We start from the raw sequence: 19,034 nt of genomic DNA, 5'->3' as shown, positions 1-19,034 counted from the left end.
GAAAGGGCAGCCTTGCCAATCTTTTGAATTCGCGGTCGCAATCAAAGTAGTCGGTGCGGCTGAAGGCAGGCCAAACAGTGCCGCTGCATACCCAGTTTTGATCTATAGTGCGTCGCGTTTGATTGGCTTCCTATACGGAAGCCTTGATGCAGTTACGGCAGAGTGACACAGGAGAGGTTACAGATTGTCGAGTGGCTCGGAAATGGCGTCGAAGCTGTGGGCGACCTGTATTCGCGCGAGTGTCTCGAGGGTGGAGAAGCCTATCAGTTGAGATCGGGCCCAATAGCCGGGAGGAACAGAAGCGAGCACTCACCAAAATCATGATATCACCCGATCGTTCGATCCACGTTTCGAAGATGCAGCTGGAATGTTCAATCGCCGAGTGTTTGGGACGGTCTCGCAGAAGACGTTCAGAAAGCCACTTGTGATGCACTGTCACGATCGTGGGTTGAACAATCAGCAAAAGTTGCGGTTCTGTCGTATCCGGCTTCCGGAGCTGCGGCGATACCGCTTAACTGGAGAACGGTCGATGACAATATGCCTGCGGAAACCCACTGCGGAGCACGAAACATCACGCACTGATAGCAATCCTCGCTCGACTGAATTACTCCACAGATCCAAGCAGCGCCATTTTCGCGGTCCGAATGGTCTGATCACCACACTGATGGCGATCATGGTCAGCTTGCCAGTTCAGTCTCTCGCCCAAGTGCCAGTCAGTCAAGCATTGCCAGAGGCCGAGTTCGGCGCGAGAAAAGTATTCTTCATGCTCTTTCTGATGCTCGGTCCGATCAAAATCCTGGTACCGTTTGTGACGATTACCAAGAATTGGGAACGCGACTTTCAACGCCAGGTGGCCCGAAGAGCAATCCTTTTTTCCGCAGGCGCCCTGGCAGTGGCCGGCCTTCTTGGGCGCACCATGCTCGAGAACTTTCAGATTTCATTGCCGGTTCTGGCCATGACAGGCGGCATCATCCTGTTTCTGGTGGCGCTGCGAACCATATTGCAGCAGTCGGCAAATCCCACGGATCACACTCCGGCGCCTGATCGGGCACCAGACCTCAAACTAGCGTTCTCGCCACTGGCTTTTCCGACGATCGTCACACCTTACGGGATTGCCGCGGTAATCGTCTTTACGACGCTTGCAGGCGGTCACAAAGCGGAAGGCTTCACCGTGACTGCGATTGTGTTATTGATCCTCGCGCTCGATTGGCTCGCGATGCTTTTCGCAGATGTCATACTAAAATGGGTCGGAACGTTGCTCCAGGTCCTCGCGGTCGTGCTCGGTGTCACCCAGGCAGCACTTGGCCTTCAAATCATCTTACATAGCTACAGCATCATGAATTGGTGAGAATTCGCCTGCGCGACATGCTACGGCCGTCCTACGGCCGTCTGCTGCCGGCGGGCAAAAATGCTTCGACTGAGCCCCCCAGTCCTTGCGTATCAGCGATGCGCGCCAATGCAGCGTCTTCGGGCAGAAAGTACACCCTGTCGATCATTCGGTCGAGTAGATCGCGTTCAAGCCGCAGAGCCGGTTTGCGGATCTCGGGCAACACGTCTTCGAGATTGTCGATCATCGCGCGAAGCCTGCGCGCGACCTGAAGATTTTCTGCTCCGTAGATCCTGATCTCGCGGCAAGTCAGTTGTACGAAGTCTTCCCAGTCAGGTGTTGGATATACCACACGCAAGCGCCCGCAGTCATCGCAAAGATACTCGTTGCGCAGATCCCGCCCGCCAACGTTGCGCAGCAACCGATGCAACTGATCGATTGCCAGTACCGCAGTCGTTGCATCATTGATCGCCTTTGAAAGCGCTTTCGTAGCGATATCGACGATAACCCTAAAGGCGAAAGTTGGGTCCTGCTCGATGGTTCTCTCGCGCCCCAACGCGACGCTGCTATAGAGTTCAGTAGCAGGAATTTGCCCGGCACCACCATACAGGCGGAACAAAGGCTGACCCCAAGCGACAAAGTCACCGACACGCGCCGCAAGCTCAATTATCCCATCCGCGCGAGTTGCTCGCTTCAGCAGGGACCTCACGTCCACAGCAAGAATGATATCCGATGAACCCACATGCAAGACAACCCCGTCCGGCTTTCCAGGCGCGTCACTCGGTGGCAACTGCCTGACAGTCTCCTTCCAACGGTCAGGATAAACACTCTCAATAACCGCGAAGCCTTGTTCGGCGACGCTATGGATGATGCTAACGGGACGTAGCAAACGAGCTGAATAATCAATGAAATAAAGAAATGCTGCTAGGGAGATGACGCCGAGGATTCCCGAGATCCACACGATGGAGGTCGGAGCTGACGTATTCACGCGGCTTATCGAGCCGATGGCGAACAGCAGCGTAAAGATGAACAAGCCAACGGTAAACCGGATAACATTGTCTCGCAGTAACGTGGTCGCGATGATCCGGGGCGTAAGTTGTCCGCTTGCTATTTGTAACGCCACAAGCAATGAGCCGAACGTGAAAACAATGAACGAAAGGGCTAGGCTGATAATCGCCTGCATTGCGGCCACAGTGCCGTCCGCCCCTAGAGGCCAAGGGGGGATCCAGCCTATCCACTCCTCCGAGGCCAGCACTACGCGAAAAAGGGCCTGCTGCAAAACAAGTGCAAAAAACGGAACAATCCACAAGGAGGCTCGCACGTAGCTCTTGAGAGCATACAACCTGTTCCAACTCATTTTGGGTCTTGCTTTCTACTGGACCTGGCGCGCCTACGCGCGCCCTCAGGATGTTGACGCATTGAGCTGATCAAGGCACGGATTGCCCCATTGCTTCAGCGACGTTTGCCGCCTTCGCTGACCGCTGAATCTGATGGGCGGCCGCCGCCGCATGCTCACCGCTTCCTTCCACGTGTACGGTCGGCACGGCAATCTTGATGCCATTTTCGTCGAAGACTTTCTTGATCATCATCAAAGCTCGCCGTTTGATAGCAAACTGCGTGTTGGGCTTGGTCATGAGTTTGAGCCTCAGGACGATTGCGAAGTCCCCGAAACTATCAACGCCCTGCATTTTCAGAGGTTGTAGCGTGTCTGCCGCAAATTCTGGGTCCGCGGCCAATTCCTGACCGATCTTCTTTATGAGTTTGCGGGCCAATTCGATGTCGGAATCGTAGGTGACATTGATTGTCATTTTGTCGATCACCCAGTCTCGGCTCATGTTTTCGATCGCACCAAGTTGCCCAAACGGTACGGTGAAGATAGGTCCACGGTGATGCCTTAACCGCACCGACCGCAAGCTGAACGATTCAACAGTACCTTTATAGCTTCCGCTTTGGATGTACTCCCCGACGCGGAATGCGTCGTCCAACATGTAGAAGACGCCGCTGAGGACGTCCTTCACCAGGGTTTGCGACCCAAAGCCTATGGCAACACCAAATATGCCGGCGCCGGCGAGCAACGGCGCGATCTGAACGCCGAGTCCAGATAAGATCGTCAAGACGGCGATCGCACCGATGAGAACTGCCAATGCGTTGCGAAAAATAGGAAGCAAAGTTCGCAATCTGTCGCTTCGGTTCACCTGGTCTTCGGTACCGCTTGAATTCTCGGCCAGATCCATGCGGTAGGCGATGAGCGCCTTCGACGACTGCCAAAACAAGTCGGCCAAGAGCAGGATGACGATCGCGTTCGACACGCCGTTGACCACAACCTTGCCGACTTCGCTGCCGACCATTGCCGCAGCGCTGAACCTCCAGGCGTAGGCAAGCCCCGCTACAGCCGCGGCGATCACCAGAGCGCGAGCGCCCCTGACGACGATCACGTTCAATAGGACGCCGAAAGCGCCACTCAAATGCGCCCGGCTGCCTACGGCTTGCGCCAAACGACCGACGCTCCGAGTAAGACTTGGCAAAACCAGGGAATATATTCCGACAAACAGCAGCCCGATAAGACCGCCGACCCATGCGAGCCACAGAAGAACCATATAGAGTGTAAGCAGCGATCGGACAATGACGGACGCAGTCACCCTCGGTCGTCGCCAAACAACCTCGATCCCGATTGCAAGCACGGCCAAGCCGAGCGTGAATGCGGCAAGCCTCGTAACCTCCGCGGAAAAACTCAACGACGACATTAGGTTCACAATGACCCAGCCGATCAAGGTCAGGCCGGTGATGAGATCGATGCGGCGTAGCCAAAATCGACTTACGACATTGGCTTGAACATCGGATAAACGATTTGTTTCATCTTCGTCGAGTCCGCCAAAAACCAGCAGCAAACGGGCGATGCCATGGATCAATCGAAACAGGATGAACGCGAGAAGCAGCAGCAAAATTGTCTTGCGAAGCAGAGCGGGCCAATCGAATAATAGGTATAGACCAAAGGCTGCCAGCGAGAACGTCACAAGCGAAACACCTTCTAATACGGCAGCCTGCACCGGCTCTACGCTCGACTTGGAGGCGTTGCGCCTCGTCAGCAAGGCCAAGAGGAACCGCTCGGAGCCAAAGCCGGCCGCAAGCAAGGACCCAAAGATCATAACGACTAGGCCGGGTCTTCCTGAGTTTACATCACGCATAAATATCGCAGAAGAATTTGCGACCTCGTCTGGCACTCGATCGATTGCGCCCACGACAGCAGCAACTCGACCTTCAACGGCCGCTCCCCAGTTGGAAATCGCGTCCGCAATCGAAACATCCGCGGCCGGAGCTTGTGTAGTGACCTTATCCTCTAGCCAGGATCTGACCTCTGGGGTGTTTGCCAGTTCGAGAAATTGCCGCACTTTTTCGGGCGGAAGGTTCCCTGTCGAAACGGTTTCTGCCAACGAGATGACTGGCACGAGCAAAAGTACGAACACGGCAATAGGCGTGATCCAGATACTGCGGGGGGACGAAGAACTGGACATAATTCCCTTCTTGCTCAACGCACCAGAATTATATTTCGGTCCAATACGCAGTGCCTGTGTCGTTTGCTCTACGGCGACCGTTAGACAGGCTACAGCGCAGCTCCGCATCCGACGGTCAGGGCGACGAATGCACGCTCCATTCTCGACGCCGGCGACTACGCCAAATTTCTCCTTAAAAAAGCTATCCCTAAAATATCTGCCCAACATTGATGCGGATCAATTTAAACGGGCAACTGCGCAGGCATAATGAATTGATTAAGGTTCGAGGCTCGCAATGAACGATGAGAACGCTCATATAGCCGTCGATCCAATCGTAAGATCCGAAAGTGGACTGTCGTTTCGACGCGTGCTCGATCCGGTTGACCGCGCAGCTGAGATCCTTTTCGGATTAATCATCGTTATGACCTTCACCGGGTCCCTTGGTGTCGCCCAAGCAGGTAGCGCAGATGTCAAGGCGATGCTCCTTGGAGCGCTCAGCTGCAACTTGGCATGGGGCGTCTTGTTGGGCTCGACAGCCGAGCGCCGGCTTGCAAAGCAAACGGTTGAGGCCGTCCAGATGGCGCCCAGTGCTTCTCTGGCGCGATCAGTCATTGCCGGCGCGTTGCCACCTCTCGTCCTGCCCGCGCTGTCAGCAACCGACCTCGACCGCATTCGACATCATCTGATGAACCTGCCTGCTAAGACAATCCAAGTTCGGATTGAAGCGCATGACTTTGCCGGCGCGATCGCGGTGTTCCTTGTGGTCTTTTCGCTCACCTTTCCAATTGTTGCACCGTTCTTGTTCATAAACGATGCGACAATTGCTCTACGGGTTTCCAATGGGATTGCGGTCGGACTGCTGTTTGCGACCGGCTACACCTTTGGCCGACATGCCGGAGCGCCGCTACGTGTCGGCCTTTTGATGACCGTCGTGGGCCTGAGCATGGTGGCGATAGCCATAGCCCTGGGAGGATGAGTTCCGCGCGCGGGTCGAGTAGCTCCCTGTCATACCAATGCAGTTCGCCGCTTAAGCCGGCTGCTGCAGAAGGATGAACCAATGCAACGGAGGAAGTCGAACCATGTCAAAGAACGGCAAAGGGAAGGACAAAGACAAGTCGCCCAAGAACGGTAAGACTGCGCGCCCGAAACTTCAGAACGCAACCGGCGAAACGATCGGGTCCGAGGCCGATGCTGCCGACTATGGGAAGCAGCTACGTCGGCTACAGGTAGAGATCGCACATCTGCAAGCCTGGGTGAAGAAGTCGAAGGCTCGTGTCGTAGTCATTTTCGAGGGACGTGATGCCGCGGGAAAAGGAGGGGTAATCAAACGCATAACCGAACGTGTCAGCCCCCGCGTTTTCCGCGTCGTCGCCCTGCCCGCACCCACAGATCGGGAGAAAAGCCAGATTTACATGCAACGCTACATACCGCATCTGCCAGCCGGCGGTGAGGTGGTCATCTTCGATCGTTCTTGGTACAACCGACCTGGGGTCGAACGTGTCATGGGCTTTTGCAGCGACGAGATGGCTCGCCGCTTTCTTGAACTCGTACCACGTTTCGAAGCTGCCATTGTTGAAAGCGGCATCATACTGATCAAGTATTTCCTTGATGTCAGCGAGGACGAACAGGAACGGCGTTTCCGTCAACGCATTGGCGACCCGCTCCGACAATGGAAGCTCAGCCCGATGGACATCGAATCCTATCAACGATGGTGGGACTTCAGCGGTGCCTACGACGAGATGATCCGGATGACCGATACGGAATATTCTCCCTGGTGGATTATCCGATCCGATGACAAGAAGCGGGCGCGCATCAACTGTATCTCGCACATGCTCTCCGCGATACCCTACGAGAAAGTGAAGTTCGACGAACCGGAACTCGGGAAACGCCAGAAGCGACCCAGCGACTTCGTCGAAAGCCCACATGTGCGTCGGTATGTACCCAGCGCCTTATAAACAATCGTTACGCAAAATGCGACGCATCTGAAACCTGGGCAGTCGCGGCCGTAGGGGCGCGACTGCCGGACGACAGTTCAGTGCCTTTCAAGAGAACCATAGTGGAGCACGTTGACGGCGATCAAAGCGCCACTAAGCAGAATGTGTTCCCTTAGTGAGAGCTTGTCTGCGAAGTAGGCTTCGAGCTGGCTGTGCTTATCCATCTTGCGGCAGGTGAGGGAGATATGGCGGCGGAAATAGAGAGAAAATACCTCGTTGCTGACGATCGCTGGCGGCAATATGCCTCTGAAGGCTCGGCTCTGCGACAAGCCTATCTGCTGGCGACGCGGCGCCAAACCGTACGCATTCGGACGATAGATGGCAGTCGCGCTAAACTAACAGTCAAGATCCGAAGTGGTCGCAATCGACGCGAAGAGTACGAATACGATATCCCCTATTCGGACGCCGAGGAGATGCTCGAGCAGGCCCGAGGAGTTCTGCAAAAAACACGTTACGAGGTCAAACACGAGGGCTTCATCTGGGAAGTCGATGTCTATTCAGGTCAGCATCGTGGTCTCGTTGTTGCCGAAGTCGAGCTCGACAACGTCAACGATACGCCGTCGTTACCGGAATGGCTCGGGGCCGAAGTTACTGGGAATCCGCTCTACTCAAACAGGATTCTGGCAAAGCAACCACCGTACGCACCGAAAGGCACTCCGTCGAGCGCCAGCGAATTCAACACTCTTCGCACTTGAAGTGGATCAATGGGATGCCAAAGAAACTTGATATAGATGCTGTGACAAGCGCCCCAAGGCCGAGAAGCTTCGCTTGCGGGTGCTCCAACGGGAACTGGAGGAGTTGGACAAGGAGCAGAAGTTGAAGGCAATTGAGGAACAAAAGCGCGCCGATTTCGCTGCAGCGGCCCAAGACGGCAAGCCGGGCGATCTTCGTTCGCCATGTCGCACCCTATGATCGCCCCGTCCAGACAGGAGTAGCCAAGCGAGCAGTGAGCGCCGCGTTTCGCCGGTGCGGCTGGGATCGGTGCGACCCGCATGTTCTGCGTCATAGTGTGGCGAGCCGATTGCTACGCGAGGGCACGCCGATGAAGCACATTGCCGATATCCTACGCCATCGTAGCCTCGACACGTCAAAAATCTACCAAGATCGATTTCGTCCGGCTGGCGGCTGTCGCTCTTCCTTGGCCAGGGAGGGCGTGACGGCGATCAAGACAATGACGGAGCATGTCGCAGCCTATCTCGCTGCAAATGCGCCTCGTCGATATCTGCGCCGGTGGGCACGACAACCCTTCCGATGAGGATTTCAACGACGGGGCCCGCACCAGCCCCTGAGCTCTGCTTGACTTCGTTCGCCGCAATTTGGCCAGGCTCGCCAGCTTCCAGGAGCTCGCAACGCCAGCGATAGAGCTGCGACGGCATGATACCGATCCGCCGCGCGATCGCCGAGATGCTCACTCCCGGCTTGCAAGCTTCTTCTACCGCGCCAGCCTTAAACTCATCGGGAACACGTCGCTCTGCAGCGGCCGCGTAGGAAACTATCTCCCGTTGGAACGCTGTGTCAGGGAGCGGAAAGGTTTAGCTTCACAAACTATGCCCCTGAGACGCCACATCTTGTCTTGTGACTTCTCTTCTCTGCAGGTCGAGGAGTATCGCAAGCTGTCCCTTTAGTATTTTCGCCTTGGCAACCTCGATCGCAAACCATTGAGCTTTGTCGACCTCCGGAAATGACGCTATCTGACCTGATTTCGGCGGCCACTCCATCTGAAATGTCCCGCCGCGGATCGCGGTCATGTCCAATTTCTCCACCATGCGGACTGACCAGGCGAACACGACCTTACCGCTCGGTTGCCGATACTCGCCTAGCCACACAAAATCACCCTTTACCCGTAGCCCCAATTCTTGCTCAGTTTCGCGGATGGCCGCCGCCAGAGGCTCCTCGTTCTGCTCGATTAGCCCTTTGGGTATAGACCAAGCGCCGTCATCTCGGCTCGCCCAGAACGGACCGCCGGGATGGGCCAATAGGACTTCCAGCTCTTTCCCTATGCCGAAATGCAGGACTAGACCGGCGCTCCTTGGTGGCATTACTTGCTCCTTGGGCTCACGGCTTTCTTTTCCGGACGGAGGGGCGATACGCATTTCTATCGGGAGCCGCGATTCCCTTCGTTTGCATTGTTTACCGGCGGCGGCTGCAAATCAAGAAGTTAGGCTAACCATCGCCCGCCTGCGTGGCCCCTCGTTCCATACTACACCGCTGTGCTCTGGGCCGTAATTCTGGCGATCCTGTCCTTGTCGGTCCACAAGCGATTGGAAGGGTTCCTCGATGGGGTTGATGAACACCGCGCCGTAGGCATCGGCGTCCGGCGATATGGTCGCGACGCGCACAGGCTGCGGCAGCCCGCCGGTGCCCATGGCGGCGTTTTCGGCATGGGCTGCGGCTTCTGCCTTCTTCTTGCGCGAAAAGCCTCCGGCAAAGTCATCGCCTTTTGCTTCCGCCACGGCCACCTCGATGCCGTAGCGGTTGAGGCTTGAAATAATTCTCGGGGCGGTCGCCTCGAAGTATGGCGCGTGTCCAGCGGGCACGCGCAAGCTTATTGGCATGGATGAGGCCCCGACTGCGGCCATTGTGCTTGAACTCGACCGCGTTGCGGCGAAGGCCAGCAGGTCAAGCAGTTTCTCCTGCGTGCGCTCGAGGCCGCAGCCAACTTCGGGCGTTGATAACCAGCCTCCTCAGATGCTTGCGACCGCCTCTTCAAGAAGAGACCGAACCTGCCCGGCGACCTTCTTGAGTTCCTGGTTGTCGATCGCCTGCATGGAGGCAACGGGATCGATGGCGCTGACCATGATTGTGCCACTTCCCACTGATCGTACAATCACATTGCAGGGCAGCATGGCGCCGACCTTTGGTTCGATCTTCATAGCCTCGAAAGCCATCTTAGGATTGCACGCTCCCAGAATGAGATAGTCCGCAACATCGATGTTGAGCTTCTTCTTCATCGTCGCTCGGACGTCGATTTCAGTCAGCACACCGAACCCCTTCGCCAAGAGAGCCGTCTTTGTTGCCGCCACCACCTCGTCGAAGGGCATGTCGTTGGTCGTTTTGTCGAGCGTGTAGGTCATTGTCTGTCTCCAATGCGACCGGCACCTGTTGCCGGTGTGGGACCATCCCGAAGCACTCAATTTGTGCGCAGCGCGCCTAGACGGTGGTTCCGACCAAAGCGCCTATGCCTGCCGTCAGCGCCATGGCAAAGGCACCCCAGAAGGTGACACGGATCGTGGCTTTCAGCACGTTCGCTCCACCTGCCTTGGCACCGATTGCACCGAGCAGGGAGAGGAACAGCAACGACGCTGCGGAGACGAGCAGCACGAGCTGGTTCGCCGGCGCCAGCCACACCATGGCGAGTGGCATCATCGCACCGACAGCAAAAGTCAGAGCCGACGTCAGGGCCGCAACGATTGGTCTTGCGGTTGAAATTTCGGAAATGCCAAGCTCATCGCGTGCATGCACTTCGAGCGCGTCCTTCTGCATCAATTGCTCGGCGACGCGTCGGGCCAAGGCGATATCAACCCCGCGCTTGACATAGAGCTGCGCCAGTTCCTCACGCTCCGCATCGGGCTGGCTCTCGAGCTCCTGCCGTTCGCGTGCGAGGTCGGCCTGCTCGGTATCCGCCTGCGAGCTGACCGAAACATATTCCCCCGCTGCCATCGACATCGCACCGGCCACCAGCCCGGCAACACCGGCGATCAGGATTTCGGAGCTTCCCGCCGCCGACGCTGCAACACCGACGATCAGGCTCGCCGTCGAGACGATGCCGTCATTCGCTCCGAGGACGGCGGCCCGCAGCCATCCGATCCGAGACACGAGATGAGTTTCGCGCTGAAGACCCCTCATGACTTTCTCCGGATAACGCCATCGCGGCGTGCAGCGAGAGCGAGGTTGTTCGAGATCGTGCTGCATTTACGTACGTTGTTGTGCAGCAGTTCAAGACGCTGGTCCGTTTGATCAGTATCGACCTCGAGTTTGTAAGCGACGGAGAAGATATGTGGCGGTTCGTCTTGTCGAGCGGCATGCAGGATCACGTCGACACCATCGAGAGTGGAAGCGAGAATGGGCATGAAGCGTTCGATCCCCTTGATCATCCAGGCCGCGATTGCCGGGAGCAGCAGCTCGGCCCAATTTGAGGCGTAGCCAGGCCGGGAACGGTCGCTGCCGGACATTCATAAACATCCTACCACGTGACCAATCATCCCGTTTGACCAGCATCAAAGGAGACCAGCAAAGGCAACCAACATGGCTAAGCCGGCACTAACAGTTCGTGCGCCCCCCAAAAAATTACCTTTTGTCGATCAACTCGAGGAGAGGCGAGCGTGGGCTTTTCCGTGACAACTTAACGCGACGCACGATGGCAGTTGTCGACCGCCAAGCGGGGGCCCATCGCCGCTAGCGTACATGCAGCCAGTCAGGCTCGGTCGTAGGTAAAGGACGTCAGCAGGGTGGTTACGAAATTGCTCGCCCGTTCCTTGACGAGCACCTCGGTCCACTCATTGGTTCCTCGAAGTCTTAGATCGGTGTAGATGCTGTCGACGGCGGCCTCTTCGATGCGTTTGATGTGCGCTTTGAAATTTGCCTCGCCGCCGGCATGGTACATGTCCCGTATAACCATGCGCAGAATTTCCTGGATTGCGATTTGCCACGACGTGTTGATCGCCTGGAGTTCATTCGCATCCGGTGCCATCGGGGTTCCCTTTCGTATTGAGTGTCCCGAGCATGACATCGCCATGCTTTCGGGTAGCGGCGCAACGGAGAAATTTATCCTTGTCTTGCCTTGCGATTGGCATAGCGCCTGTCGCGATTGGCCTTTCGCACCGCCTCATCTTCGATCACCCGCGCTATACGCGCGTTTTCGGCGATCGCCCGCGCTTCGGTTTCGGCGACTGCTGCCGCCTCAACGGCTGCCTGCCGCGATGTCGCTTCGGTCTCGATACGCTTTTGTTCCTCAAGCTTCAGACGCTCGCGTTCAACGCGCCGCTCTTCACGGGCGGTAACAATGGCTGCGCGCTCGGCCTGCCTTGCCATCCTCCCTGGTTCTGCTGCAGTCCTTGCCGCTCGGTAGGCGTTCAAGAGAGCAGTTTTGGCGTCAGCCGATGCGGCTCGGCGGTCGGAGACTTCGTTTTTTCTGGCGTTCTTCATTCGTATCCCAATAGTAAGTGCAGCAGAGATCAGCGCGCGTTGGCGCGTTTGGCGATGAGGTTGCGTGTCGCCGACAAGCGGTCGGCCAACTCCTTTGCAAGGCGTTCCTCTCTAAGCCGCAGAGTCTTGGCATCCCGGGCCTGAGCAACGGATTCCACCTCTTCCATCGCGTTGTTTTTGGAGAAGAACTGCGTCTGGACTTGCATGAAGGCGATCTCCGCCTGCTGACGGGATTTGCTATGTGCTTGTATCATTGGACCTCAACCAGTTCGGCGTAGCGAACAAAAAAGGCCAGGCGAAACGCCTGGCCTTGTTGAAACTGCTTCCGGCAATGCCAGTACATCCGTGGTCAAAGGGAAGCAAATCTCAATTTTAGGCAGACTGCAAATTGGTAGCAGACATCTTGCCCGACTTATTGTCGCGCTCGAGCTCGAAGCCGATCTTTTGCCCTTCGACGAGTTCGCGCATTCCGGCGCGCTCGACAGCGGAGATGTGCACGAACGCGTCTGCGCCACCGTTATCAGGCTGAATGAAGCCGAAGCCCTTGGTGGAGTTGAACCATTTTACTGTGCCAGTGGTCATGATGAACCCTTTCAAAGCATAGAGTGAGGGACCGCTCAGCCTATGCTGAGCAGTTGGAAACCGACTGTTTTTGAAAGGGAAGTTCGCTTAAGGCGCGGTGCCAATCGCGCGGTAGACAAAGCTCGGCAAGCAAAAGATCGATGCCGCACCTATAAGGGACTTGGATTGCCGCGTCAACGATTAGTTTTCCAAGATGCAATATTCACCTTTTGGTTGTGGTCGCGTAAGAATTTGCGGGAGAAGCGACGACATCGCCAGCTTCCGCCGCGCCTCGAGGCGTTATCCTCGCGCGCAGGTTCTTGAGACCGCAAGAACGGAACTCCGACAAACTCGCATCCAATCAACAACCGGGTTCCGCGGGATCCCCGGCCGGACGTGACCGCCCTCGTCGCTCTGCCAAGATTTGTTACGCATTCAGGCAGCCTATGCCGTGTCGGCTCGACAGATTATTGCTGGTCTGCCGGACGTTATGGTGTAGTTTTAACAAGCCATCCGAGCTGGGCGCAGTCGACCGCGGAATTGGACGGAAACGGCATCGGCCCTCGTGGGAGACAAGCGCCGGGACGACCTTGAACGATTTGATGGCGCCGTCGTCATGTTACTACGCTTGTGGCGTTGATTTCCATTTGACGCTGGGGGCGCGATCTTTCGAGCGGGGGATGAGTTAGGGAATGCGCTTAACGATCTTCTCAGTGATTGCCGGCACCATCGCAGTGGCTTCGACAGTACAGGCACAGGACGTCCAGCAGGGGCGCCGGCTTGCGCTTGAGGTTTGCGCTGCCTGTCACGCCGTCCTCGCCGGCCAAATTCGTTCGCCCGTTGCGGAAGCTCCGAGCTTCGAGGCTGTTACTGCGACGCCGGGGATGACCTCAGCGGCGCTTAACGCTTGGCTCACCGCTCAGGACCATCCAACCATGCCGAACATCATGCTCTCGCAGACCGATGTGCAGGACGTGTCGGCCTATATTCTCAGTCTGAGGGAATAGAGACGAATCCCGATCCGGTGGTTGGGAAGGCCGAATTCGAAAGTTTTGGCGTCCATTTGAACGACAAATCAATTCCGCCCAGCTCAGGTGCTACATATGCGCGCTTTGCACCAGGATCTCGCGGAGTCACTACCGCCATAAAGGGCGTCATACTCGCGCATTGGCGGAGGCAGGACAACGCCAGGGCAATATCCGAAGCGCGGATTAAGACAGGAACACCCAGACGCAAAATCGGGAAGGCGGTAGCCAATCATCGTATCAGAGCTTGATCACCGACGTCTTTCGGTTCCGTCTCAATTTGGGAGACGTGACTATAGCTATCGCACTGCGATTACGAGAGAATGATGTCGGTGACGTCTTCGACGTGATGAAGCAAATAGACTAGTCTTCCCTCGCTGTCGAAGATCGGGCGATTGGCCGGCTTCCAGAATTTCGTGACGAAAACCCCATCCGGGCCACGCACGTCGTAGTGCTGCACTGGCATCGGATCGGAAGCGCCTGTTTCAATGATCCGCTTCAGTGAGGCGAATAGGTTGCTGACCCCATCGGCGGCCACGTTCGCCGGGTTATCGGACTGCCGGCGATCTTTGCGCAAGATGTCATGGTCGCCAGCCCGTAGGCGTCGTTAATGTCGACGATGTGCAGGCCCATGCGGGGGTCGAGAAGCAAGTAAGGCTCGGGCGAGACAACTCGTCGCGGAAAATCAACTGAAGAACGGCGGCCTGCATTAGGCCAACTTCAGGCAGCAGGCCTTCACGCCGCGATTAAGGAATGGCGTGGACGCGACAATGCCGAAACGGCCATACCCAGGCCTGGCTCGCTTGTCGCAGCACAGGCCGCTCTCGGAGCGCGCGAGATCAAAAGGCCCCAGGTTCGAACGGGGAAGAACCCGGGGCCATGCGTCTGAGCGTTCGACTTCACAGACGCGTCATCTTTGGCGGATATTTCTGAACAATCAAGTCTCGAATTCTCAGCAGATTGCGCTCGTCTATCGCTTGCCAAAGTTCGGTGCCCCTGCCAGGACTTCGCCTCCGACATCCTCGGGGTACTGCATGGTAACCCTGATCGTTTCGAAAAGCGTGCCGTCCACCATGGCACCCGAGATACCGGGCGACGCTCAAGACAGCGGGAAAGAGCACCGGTGACCATCGCCCGCTCTAAGCCGCCAACTCCCAGCCGACCAGCAGCACAACGAGAAGGCTCGACACGATCGCGAAAGACTGTAGAGGCAGTTGCTGTACGGCCTGTCGTCCTTGCAGCAAGCAAGACGAGCCAAGTGGGCGGCCCGGAGCACGCTGTTGGGTTCGTGATCAATTCCGTGATGGACATCATATCCCTTCCCCATAGGTTGACCTCAAAGTTCAAGCGAAATCTCCAATGGGCGCTTGTGCCTTGACGTCCCTCAAAGACTGATAGCCCGGAATAGCCAATAGTTGAGCCATCATTTTGTCCCGTGTGAAGAAGGAGACGATGATGAGCAACATTCGCCTGCGCCAGGACATCCTGGATGAGCTCGAATATGAACCCAGCATAGACGCCACGAACATCGGAGTGACGGTCGATGACGGCGTTGTCACCTTGACGGGCCATGTCCATAGCTTTGCGGAAAAACACACTGCAGAACGAGTTGCGCAACGGGTGAAGGGCGTGCGCGCAATTGCCGAGGAAATCGTCGTGCGGTTACCCGAGAACAAGAAGGCTGCCGATGACGAGATCGCCAGCCGCGTGGTAAAAATTCTGGGCTGGGGTTCCGCAATTGCCGACCTCAAGGACATCAAGGTCAAGGTTGAAAACGGTTACGTCACCCTGGACGGAACTGTCGAATTTCATTTCCTGCGCACCGCGGCCGAGAGTTTGGTGCGTCGCTTGACGGGCATCACGGGGATCGACAACCGCCTCAGAATTCGTCCCGTGACGGACGTACTCGACATCAGGCATGGCATCAGAGAGGCGCTCAAACGCAATGCTGAGATAGAAGCCGAAAACATCGACGTCGAAGTATCCGGCAGTCATGTTGCGTTGAATGGGAAGGTTCAAAGCCGGCACGAGAGAGCAGTCGCAGAACGAGCGGCCTGGTCAGCTCGAGGGGTCACGGCTGTTGAGGACCACTTGATAATCGAAGAACCCCTTGACCCGCGCAACACCTAAATGGAGCGCTTCAAATGACCTCCGCGGCACGCCCTGATCCTGCCCCGCTCGGAAGGGTTCACTGGTCGGCAGTGCGTGACTAGGCCATGAGGCTCGTCTCTGCTCGCGATCACGTTCCTGCGCCAGTTCCGCAGCCCGCTGATCTACATTCTCTCTGCCGCGGCACTGGTATCTCTCCTCTCAATCGACCTGAAGGATGCGCCGTTCATCGGTGTCGTGCTCATCGCCAACGGCATCATCGGGGCTCTGCCGGAACACACCGCCGGCAAAGCCGCATGGGCGTTACGCCGGCTGGAGCAGCCGAAGGCGAGTGTCATCCAAGATGGACGCTTGCAGGAAATCGACGCCCGGCTCTTAGTGCCGGGCGATATGGCGTCGCTCGAGGTGGGCGGACGCCAAACTGCGCCGACAAGACCCAGAAGGTACGCTGGCGCCACAGGCTCTGGTCGCGCTTAGGGGCGAAGTCGCGAAAAGAGGCAGCCCTGTAGCTGGCCCTGGGGCCTCATTCCGGCGATGCGACTGGCGATGATCGTCACTCTTTTGGTCACAGGGCGAGTGTGCGCGCAATCCAGGCCATCCCCTACCTCCAGATATCGCCGTTTTCACGGCGCATCAAGCGATTCGGTGCGAGTTTCTTCCGGGCGCGGATCGTCTTGGTAAGCGACGACGGCGTGATTGAATGCCTCGCGAAAGATGCCCTGTGCATGGCCTTGGAAGCGTAGGACATTGGCAGCACTCCACCTGTCATTTACGGCCTAAAATGTCGGTTCACGCTGCTCAGACGGGTCCTCACACTCACACGCCGAGGTCATCAGGCGGCTCGTGTTCGAGGAAGAGCTGTACCCGAGACTCCGCCGCCAACCAACAGGAATGATTGAACTTCTTGATGTTCGCTCTCGCTATAAAGACTTTGAACATCCTCTTCACCTGCGTGCTAAAGCTCGATCGCTGCGTCCAAACCGGCGGTATCGGCGATCCGGCCGCTAGCTGGAAGGACGGTGCGCATGGTTGAGAGCCGATCTAGCCTTGGCTTTTAGGCACGCCCGTCTTCCGCAGGCCTGCCCGATCTCTGCCCTCTCGCGTCGCAGCAACTTGGGTGTCGACAATCGAAGCTTCCCCGAGTGCTGATGGAATGCGGGCGGTACCGAACCACAGAGCGCATTCGAGAAGGGAGGCTTCATCCTTGTTCCCAAACCGATACTCATCGGTGATGAAACTTGCTAGTCGGTCGGCTTGTCTACTGAGACGCGGAATGCGAGCCTTGGCGCGGGCCGTTTCAAAGACCCTTCGTATCAAAGCAAGATCATGGGGACCAAGATGTTAAATCGCGAGTTTGGGCGGTATATGCACTGACACCTCCTACGAATGAAGCGGGGTGCACGCCATATCGGGCTTCGAGGAATGCTCAAAAGGTGAACGTGCGATTGCGCCACCTTCATTCTCCCACCGATTGATGGCTCCCGTTTTGGTCTCGGCAGGAGTCTGATTTTGCCCGCATGGCGCGTCGCCTCGCTTACGACGAGCGGCGGTCTGTTGCGCCTTGGTCAGGACGCCCCTCTGAATAGCATCCGTCAGGAAACGCGCCGCAGCCAGCCTTCCGCCACTTTTATCCTTCGCTGTTGCTTCGGAATGACCAGCTGCTTTTAGTATTTCGACCAAAAGGCTGATGTCTTCGGAATCTAGATACTGATCTGGATTTCTGGAAGACATGGAGTCCTCCTTCGCGTGGGGCGCAGGCGCTAAGCGCGGGCCAGAAGCCCTGCAATAGCTAGCAATAATGCTCGCAATGTTTTCCATGTTCCATAAGCTCCCGGTAGTAGATTGCCGGAGCTCGCAACTTTTCCGCAATGCCGGCGACCGGGTCGCAAACCGCCTACAGATCATTGCCAGCGTTCTCATGCAGAGCGCGCGCCGGGTTCAGTCGGACGAAGCGCGCGGCCACCTTCACAACGCCCATCACCGGGTCATGTCGATTGCGGCCGTGCAACGGCATCTTGTACGTCCGGCGCCGGCAGCGTCGAACTGCGCACCTACTTCACCCAGCTTTGCGAAAGCCTTGGCGCGTCGATGCTCGCCGACGGCCGCTCAACTGGATTTCGCTCTCCAGGGTCCTGGTAAGTGCTTCGACGATGCCGGTACCCAGGCCGGGGACAAGTTTGCCACTCGGCATGCCGATACGGCTTTGTTTGAGATCAAAGCGACTACTAATATGCAAGGATAGAATAGCCTCTTGCGCTTGCACCGCCTGAGGGAGGCCAAAATGAAGCCCGGGAGCAATGTGGCAGGCTCGAATGAGCGAGATGCCCCCCTTGGGGATGGGTGCGATGCGCCGTCAAGCAAGCCTTCGCCGGATTTAGAGCCCACCCAGTTCGTCGCCAGAACCTTGTTCGAACACTCCCCAGTGCCAATGATCATGGTCGACGCTGCGGGCGCAATAGAACACATTAACAAGGCGTCCGAGGAGTTCTTTGGCTACCCTAAGAAATTGCTGATCGGGCAGCCGGTGGAAGCCCTCGTACCCTCAGATAAGCGCCTGCATCATGAGCACCTACGCCAAGATTATATGACCCACCCGGTTTCGAGACCGATGGCGGAGGGTCGGCGGCTGGTCGCATGCAAGAAGGACGGCACGGAAGTGACCGTCCATATCGCGATGAACCCCGTGGTGCTCGAGACATCGAAGGTCGCGGTCATTCTGACCGTAATCGACATATCGGCCCGCGAACTGGCGGAGCGAACAGAGTTTTTCGTCAAGGAACTGACACATCGCGCTCGCAATGTATTCGCTATCATTTGCGCCATTTCTAGGCAGCTTGGTAAACACAGCGATTCTGTTTCGAATTTCCAGGACGCATTGGAAGATCGTCTCGAGGCACTTTCCGCGTCCTATCGCGTTTTTGAGAAAGAACGGTGGCAAGCAGCACCTGTCCGCGATCTTGTCCAGTCTCAGATCGCATTCCTCAAAACGGAGGGCATGTCCCGGATTGACATTCAAGGACCGGAGATTTGCCTAGAACCGGCTCCAGCGGAATACCTTGGCATGGCGGTTCACGAGCTTGCGACCAACGCCGTCAAACACGGCGCACTTTCCGTGCCCACCGGCATCGTCGATGTCCGATGGTCATTTGAACCGAGAGCGCAGCTTTTCGAGTTTCAATGGACGGAGCGTAACGGGCCACCCGCTCAGCTTCCAGAACGTCAAGGCTTCGGGTCAGTCATTCTTAAGTCGATCGTTCCGACCGCTTTCGGTGGCAAGGCGGATCTGACAGTCGCTCCAAAGGGGGTGTCGTGGACCCTGCAAGCTCCCTTGGCCACGGGGGTGATCCAGACGTGACAGGGGCGGCCAGGCGAATTGCCGCAC

Annotated in this window: 20 protein-coding genes and 4 pseudogenes; 10 read left to right on the top strand and 14 right to left on the bottom strand. The window is 57.0% G+C overall.

Annotated features, from left to right (window positions below; all coding sequences use genetic code 11):
• The first annotated feature begins 664 nt into the window (after positions 1–664).
• Positions 665–1,348 (top strand): MarC family protein, encoded by a 684-nt coding sequence (locus OVA00_RS33805; protein ID WP_268090574.1) that lies wholly within the window; start codon positions 665–667, stop codon positions 1,346–1,348.
• Positions 1,349–1,379: 31 nt separating this feature from the next.
• Here OVA00_RS33805 and OVA00_RS33800 read toward each other — a convergent pair whose 3' ends face one another.
• On the bottom strand, positions 1,380–2,684 hold the full coding sequence (locus tag OVA00_RS33800; protein ID WP_112773241.1) for a DUF2254 domain-containing protein: 1,305 nt from the start codon (positions 2,682–2,684) through the stop codon (positions 1,380–1,382).
• A gap of 70 nt (positions 2,685–2,754) precedes the next feature.
• Positions 2,755–4,839, bottom strand: coding sequence for a mechanosensitive ion channel family protein (locus OVA00_RS33795; RefSeq protein ID WP_112773252.1), 2,085 nt, complete (start codon positions 4,837–4,839; stop codon positions 2,755–2,757).
• Between the two features lie 274 nt (positions 4,840–5,113).
• Here OVA00_RS33795 and OVA00_RS33790 point away from each other — a divergent pair, with 274 nt between their 5' ends.
• The 4 genes and pseudogenes from OVA00_RS33790 to OVA00_RS40130 form a co-directional block, all read left to right on the top strand.
• Positions 5,114–5,794, top strand: coding sequence for a VIT family protein (locus OVA00_RS33790; protein WP_268090573.1), 681 nt, complete (start codon positions 5,114–5,116; stop codon positions 5,792–5,794).
• A 103-nt stretch (positions 5,795–5,897) separates the two neighbouring features.
• Positions 5,898–6,773 (top strand): polyphosphate kinase 2, encoded by an 876-nt coding sequence (gene ppk2, locus OVA00_RS33785; RefSeq protein ID WP_268090571.1) that lies wholly within the window; start codon positions 5,898–5,900, stop codon positions 6,771–6,773.
• Between the two features lie 224 nt (positions 6,774–6,997).
• A complete protein-coding gene (locus OVA00_RS33780; RefSeq protein WP_268090570.1) occupies positions 6,998–7,507 on the top strand; it encodes a CYTH domain-containing protein in 510 nt (169 codons plus the stop codon).
• A 131-nt stretch (positions 7,508–7,638) separates the two neighbouring features.
• Positions 7,639–7,857 (top strand): annotated as a pseudogene (locus OVA00_RS40130) (tyrosine-type recombinase/integrase); the annotation flags it as partial.
• Positions 7,858–8,149: 292 nt separating this feature from the next.
• Here OVA00_RS40130 and OVA00_RS40125 read toward each other — a convergent pair.
• The 10 genes and pseudogenes from OVA00_RS40125 to OVA00_RS33735 all read right to left on the bottom strand — a co-directional run.
• Positions 8,150–8,308, bottom strand: a pseudogene (locus tag OVA00_RS40125) (transposase); the annotation flags it as partial.
• Positions 8,309–8,350: 42 nt separating this feature from the next.
• A complete protein-coding gene (locus tag OVA00_RS33775) occupies positions 8,351–8,851 on the bottom strand; it encodes an NUDIX domain-containing protein (protein ID WP_112773436.1) in 501 nt (166 codons plus the stop codon).
• Between the two features lie 111 nt (positions 8,852–8,962).
• Positions 8,963–9,355 carry a hypothetical protein gene (locus OVA00_RS33770; RefSeq protein WP_268090569.1) on the bottom strand — a complete coding sequence of 131 codons (393 nt, stop codon included), beginning with the start codon at positions 9,353–9,355 and terminating at the stop codon, positions 8,963–8,965.
• Between the two features lie 141 nt (positions 9,356–9,496).
• A complete protein-coding gene (locus OVA00_RS33765; RefSeq protein ID WP_112773438.1) occupies positions 9,497–9,886 on the bottom strand; it encodes a DUF302 domain-containing protein in 390 nt (129 codons plus the stop codon).
• A gap of 76 nt (positions 9,887–9,962) precedes the next feature.
• Positions 9,963–10,658 carry a VIT1/CCC1 transporter family protein gene (locus OVA00_RS33760; protein ID WP_112773439.1) on the bottom strand — a complete coding sequence of 232 codons (696 nt, stop codon included), beginning with the start codon at positions 10,656–10,658 and terminating at the stop codon, positions 9,963–9,965.
• Entirely contained in the window at positions 10,655–10,984 is a 330-nt protein-coding gene (locus tag OVA00_RS33755) for an OsmC family peroxiredoxin (protein WP_234824670.1), read from the bottom strand. Before OVA00_RS33755 ends, OVA00_RS33760 begins: the two co-directional genes overlap by 4 nt.
• Before the next feature lie 242 nt (positions 10,985–11,226).
• The gene (locus OVA00_RS33750; RefSeq protein WP_034799791.1) at positions 11,227–11,502 is read right to left on the bottom strand and encodes a hypothetical protein; all 276 of its coding nucleotides are present in this window, start codon (positions 11,500–11,502) and stop codon (positions 11,227–11,229) included.
• A gap of 74 nt (positions 11,503–11,576) precedes the next feature.
• Entirely contained in the window at positions 11,577–11,957 is a 381-nt protein-coding gene (locus OVA00_RS33745) for a DUF6481 family protein (protein WP_268090566.1), read from the bottom strand.
• 29 nt (positions 11,958–11,986) lie between these two features.
• The gene (locus OVA00_RS33740; RefSeq protein WP_268090565.1) at positions 11,987–12,211 is read right to left on the bottom strand and encodes a hypothetical protein; all 225 of its coding nucleotides are present in this window, start codon (positions 12,209–12,211) and stop codon (positions 11,987–11,989) included.
• Between the two features lie 118 nt (positions 12,212–12,329).
• Positions 12,330–12,539, bottom strand: coding sequence for a cold-shock protein (locus tag OVA00_RS33735; RefSeq protein WP_034806062.1), 210 nt, complete (start codon positions 12,537–12,539; stop codon positions 12,330–12,332).
• A gap of 671 nt (positions 12,540–13,210) precedes the next feature.
• Here OVA00_RS33735 and OVA00_RS33730 point away from each other — a divergent pair.
• Positions 13,211–13,525 carry a c-type cytochrome gene (locus OVA00_RS33730; RefSeq protein WP_268090564.1) on the top strand — a complete coding sequence of 105 codons (315 nt, stop codon included), beginning with the start codon at positions 13,211–13,213 and terminating at the stop codon, positions 13,523–13,525.
• 331 nt (positions 13,526–13,856) lie between these two features.
• On the opposite strand, the gene OVA00_RS33725 is transcribed toward OVA00_RS33730, so the two are convergent.
• Positions 13,857–14,081 carry a hypothetical protein gene (locus OVA00_RS33725; RefSeq protein ID WP_268090563.1) on the bottom strand — a complete coding sequence of 75 codons (225 nt, stop codon included), beginning with the start codon at positions 14,079–14,081 and terminating at the stop codon, positions 13,857–13,859.
• Positions 14,082–14,995: 914 nt separating this feature from the next.
• On the opposite strand from OVA00_RS33725, the gene OVA00_RS33720 reads away from it, so the two are divergent.
• Positions 14,996–15,673: a BON domain-containing protein gene (locus OVA00_RS33720; protein WP_268090562.1), complete on the top strand. Its 678-nt coding sequence runs from the start codon at positions 14,996–14,998 to the stop codon at positions 15,671–15,673.
• A 99-nt stretch (positions 15,674–15,772) separates the two neighbouring features.
• A pseudogene (locus OVA00_RS33715) lies at positions 15,773–16,087 on the top strand (HAD family hydrolase); the annotation flags it as partial.
• A gap of 945 nt (positions 16,088–17,032) precedes the next feature.
• On the opposite strand, the gene OVA00_RS33710 reads toward OVA00_RS33715, so the two are convergent.
• Positions 17,033–17,383, bottom strand: coding sequence for a hypothetical protein (locus tag OVA00_RS33710; RefSeq protein ID WP_268090561.1), 351 nt, complete (start codon positions 17,381–17,383; stop codon positions 17,033–17,035).
• 145 nt (positions 17,384–17,528) lie between these two features.
• Here OVA00_RS33710 and OVA00_RS33705 point away from each other — a divergent pair.
• Both OVA00_RS33705 and OVA00_RS33700 read left to right on the top strand, forming a co-directional pair.
• Positions 17,529–17,752: pseudogene (locus tag OVA00_RS33705) on the top strand (histidine kinase dimerization/phosphoacceptor domain -containing protein); the annotation flags it as partial.
• Between the two features lie 181 nt (positions 17,753–17,933).
• Complete coding sequence (locus tag OVA00_RS33700; RefSeq protein WP_268090559.1) at positions 17,934–19,007, top strand: sensor histidine kinase; 1,074 nt, start codon at positions 17,934–17,936, stop codon at positions 19,005–19,007.
• Positions 19,008–19,034: the final 27 nt, after the last annotated feature.

Origin of the sequence: Ensifer sp. SL37 (assembly GCF_026672675.1) — a bacterium.
In the GTDB taxonomy this organism is placed as follows: domain Bacteria; phylum Pseudomonadota; class Alphaproteobacteria; order Rhizobiales; family Rhizobiaceae; genus Ensifer; species Ensifer adhaerens.
Note: the sequence above shows the minus strand (reverse complement) of the source record. Positions and strands in the feature narration are given on the sequence as shown.

What these genes read in the sequence shown, in the direction of transcription:
- OVA00_RS33745 (WP_268090566.1), bottom strand. Translation starts at nt 11,957, where the DNA reads ATGAAGAACGCCAGAAAAAACGAAGTCTCCGACCGCCGAGCCGCATCG.
- OVA00_RS33700 (WP_268090559.1), top strand. Translation starts at nt 17,934, where the DNA reads ATGAAGCCCGGGAGCAATGTGGCAGGCTCGAATGAGCGAGATGCCCCC.
- OVA00_RS33760 (WP_112773439.1), bottom strand. Translation starts at nt 10,658, where the DNA reads ATGAGGGGTCTTCAGCGCGAAACTCATCTCGTGTCTCGGATCGGATGG.
- OVA00_RS33795 (WP_112773252.1), bottom strand. Translation starts at nt 4,839, where the DNA reads ATGTCCAGTTCTTCGTCCCCCCGCAGTATCTGGATCACGCCTATTGCC.
- OVA00_RS33800 (WP_112773241.1), bottom strand. Translation starts at nt 2,684, where the DNA reads ATGAGTTGGAACAGGTTGTATGCTCTCAAGAGCTACGTGCGAGCCTCC.
- ppk2 (WP_268090571.1), top strand. Translation starts at nt 5,898, where the DNA reads ATGTCAAAGAACGGCAAAGGGAAGGACAAAGACAAGTCGCCCAAGAAC.
- OVA00_RS33765 (WP_112773438.1), bottom strand. Translation starts at nt 9,886, where the DNA reads ATGACCTACACGCTCGACAAAACGACCAACGACATGCCCTTCGACGAG.
- OVA00_RS33790 (WP_268090573.1), top strand. Translation starts at nt 5,114, where the DNA reads ATGAACGATGAGAACGCTCATATAGCCGTCGATCCAATCGTAAGATCC.
- OVA00_RS33740 (WP_268090565.1), bottom strand. Translation starts at nt 12,211, where the DNA reads ATGATACAAGCACATAGCAAATCCCGTCAGCAGGCGGAGATCGCCTTC.
- OVA00_RS33735 (WP_034806062.1), bottom strand. Translation starts at nt 12,539, where the DNA reads ATGACCACTGGCACAGTAAAATGGTTCAACTCCACCAAGGGCTTCGGC.
- OVA00_RS33750 (WP_034799791.1), bottom strand. Translation starts at nt 11,502, where the DNA reads ATGGCACCGGATGCGAATGAACTCCAGGCGATCAACACGTCGTGGCAA.
- OVA00_RS33780 (WP_268090570.1), top strand. Translation starts at nt 6,998, where the DNA reads ATGGCGGCGGAAATAGAGAGAAAATACCTCGTTGCTGACGATCGCTGG.
- OVA00_RS33710 (WP_268090561.1), bottom strand. Translation starts at nt 17,383, where the DNA reads ATGTCTTCCAGAAATCCAGATCAGTATCTAGATTCCGAAGACATCAGC.
- OVA00_RS33805 (WP_268090574.1), top strand. Translation starts at nt 665, where the DNA reads ATGGCGATCATGGTCAGCTTGCCAGTTCAGTCTCTCGCCCAAGTGCCA.
- OVA00_RS33775 (WP_112773436.1), bottom strand. Translation starts at nt 8,851, where the DNA reads ATGCCACCAAGGAGCGCCGGTCTAGTCCTGCATTTCGGCATAGGGAAA.
- OVA00_RS33755 (WP_234824670.1), bottom strand. Translation starts at nt 10,984, where the DNA reads ATGTCCGGCAGCGACCGTTCCCGGCCTGGCTACGCCTCAAATTGGGCC.
- OVA00_RS33730 (WP_268090564.1), top strand. Translation starts at nt 13,211, where the DNA reads ATGCGCTTAACGATCTTCTCAGTGATTGCCGGCACCATCGCAGTGGCT.
- OVA00_RS33720 (WP_268090562.1), top strand. Translation starts at nt 14,996, where the DNA reads ATGATGAGCAACATTCGCCTGCGCCAGGACATCCTGGATGAGCTCGAA.